The organism is Kitasatospora sp. NPDC059817, from assembly GCF_042731835.1.
In the GTDB taxonomy this organism is placed as follows: domain Bacteria; phylum Actinomycetota; class Actinomycetes; order Streptomycetales; family Streptomycetaceae; genus Kitasatospora.
Genome location: NZ_JBHWIR010000405.1, coordinates 1 through 1,974, shown reverse-complemented (window position 1 = coordinate 1,974; position 1,974 = coordinate 1). Strand labels below are relative to the sequence as shown.

Here is a 1,974-nt window from a genome sequence, read left to right as displayed (position 1 = left end):
GGGGGGGGGGCCGGCGCGCCGGGGGGGGGCGGGGCGCGGCGGGGGGGGGGGGGGGGGGGGGGGGGGGGGGGCGGGGCCCCCCGCCCCCCCCCCGCCCGGATGTGGCGCCGGTCACACGATCGGGGCCCTCGGGGGCCTCCGGGTGAGAAGGGTCACGCCCGGCGGGCGGGCGGGCGTCCGGGCGGCGGCAGGGCCCGGCAGGACTGGGCGGGCGGGGTCGCGACACGGTCCGAGGTCCTGTCCGCTTCGGGACCTTGGTCGCGACTCCGGCCGACCTTCGGCCCGGTGGCGGCCCCCTCGTACCCGGGCAACCGTGGACGGTCGCCCGGTGTGAGCGGGTGATGGCGCCGTCCGCCGGACGGCGTCTTTCCTTGCCGTCTACCCGGCGCACGGTGAGCGGGCCATCCGCCGCCGTACGCTCCGGAGGACCCCCAGCACATGTCCCAGACCATCGACAACGCCCCGTATACCGCCTTCCACCGGAGACTGGCCCTCGCCTGTTCCGGTGGGCCGCTGCTCGACGGCTACATCCTGAGCATCGTCGGCGTCGCCCTGATCGGGATGCGACCCGAGCTCGGCCTGTCCACCGCGGAGGTCAGCCTGATCGGCGCCGCCGCGCTGGTGGGCATGTTCGTCGGCGGCGCGCTCTTCGGCGTGCTGACCGACCGGATCGGCCGGGAGGTGATGTACACCGCCGACCTGCTCGTGATGGTCGCCTGCTCGGTGCTCTCCTTCTGGGTCGACACGGTGTGGGCGATCGCCGTGCTGCGCTTCGTGCTCGGCATGGCCGTGGCCGCCGACTACCCCATCGCCACGTCCCTGCTCGCCGAGTGGCTGCCCGCCAAGCAGCGCGGGCGGCTGCTCGGTCAGCAGATCATCGCCTGGTACGCCGGCTCCGTGCTCGCCTACGTGGTGGGCTACGCGTTCCTGGAGCTGGCCGGGCCCGGCAGTTGGCGGTGGATGCTCGCGAGTTCCACGGTGCTGTGCGTGGTGTTCCTGGTGATCCGTCGCGGTACGCCGGAGTCCCCTCGCTGGCTGGCCGCCCACGGGCGGGTCGGCGACGCGGTGCGCGTGGTCGAGAAGCACCTCGGCGTACGGGTGGACGGCCGCGAGCTGATGCCCGACCCGGCCGCGCGCGGCCGCCCCGGCGGGCTGCGCCTGCTGATGACCCCGCCCTACCGGCGCCGCACCCTGTTCTGCGGCCTGTTCTTCCTCTGCCAGGTCGGCCCGCTGTTCGCGATGCTCACCTTCGGCCCGCAGATCCTCTCCTCCTTCGGCATGCCCGGCGGGACCGTGATGGAGACCCTGGGCACCGGACTGATCAGCCTCGTCTTCCTGCTCGGCTGCTTCCCGGCGCTGCGCCTGATCGACACCCGCGGCCGACGCCCCGTCATCATCTGGTCGTTCGCCCTGATGGCCGTCCCGCTGGCCCTGCTGGGCGTGTGGCCCACCGCCCCGGCGGCCATCGCCCTGACGGCGCTGTGCGCGTACGCCTTCCTGTGCGGCGGGCCCAACGTCCTCGACTGGACCTACCCCAACGAGCTCTTCCCCACCGAGATCCGGGCGACGGCGGTGGGCGTGGCGACCTCGGTGAGCCGGATCGGCGCGGCCGTCGGCACCTACCTGCTGCCGCTGTCGCTGTCCGGGCTGGGCACCGGCCCGACCATGCTCATCGCGGCCGGCACCACCGTGGTCGGCCTGCTGGTGTGCGTGCTGTGGGCCGAGGAGACCCGGGGCACCGCCCTGGGCGCCGCCCCGGCCGCGGGCCGCAAGGCCGCCAGGCCGGCCGTCCCGGGGCAGCGCGTCCCGCAGACGGCGCGCTGAGGGCGCGCCGAGCTGCGCTGCGGGTGCGCTGAGCTGCGCTGACGGCCACCGCGTGACGCACCGGCGGCGCGGCCGCGGGCCGCCCCGGGCGCGCCCCCCCCCCCCCCGCCCGGGCCCGGGGGGCGCGAGGGCCCCGAAAACAGCACCGAC

Annotated in this window: 1 protein-coding gene; it reads left to right on the top strand. The window is 76.1% G+C overall.

The window, feature by feature from the left end; all coding sequences use genetic code 11:
* The first annotated feature begins 438 nt into the window (after positions 1-438).
* Positions 439-1,824 carry an MFS transporter gene (locus ACFV61_RS35770; RefSeq protein ID WP_380496348.1) on the top strand — a complete coding sequence of 462 codons (1,386 nt, stop codon included), beginning with the start codon at positions 439-441 and terminating at the stop codon, positions 1,822-1,824.
* Positions 1,825-1,974: the final 150 nt, after the last annotated feature.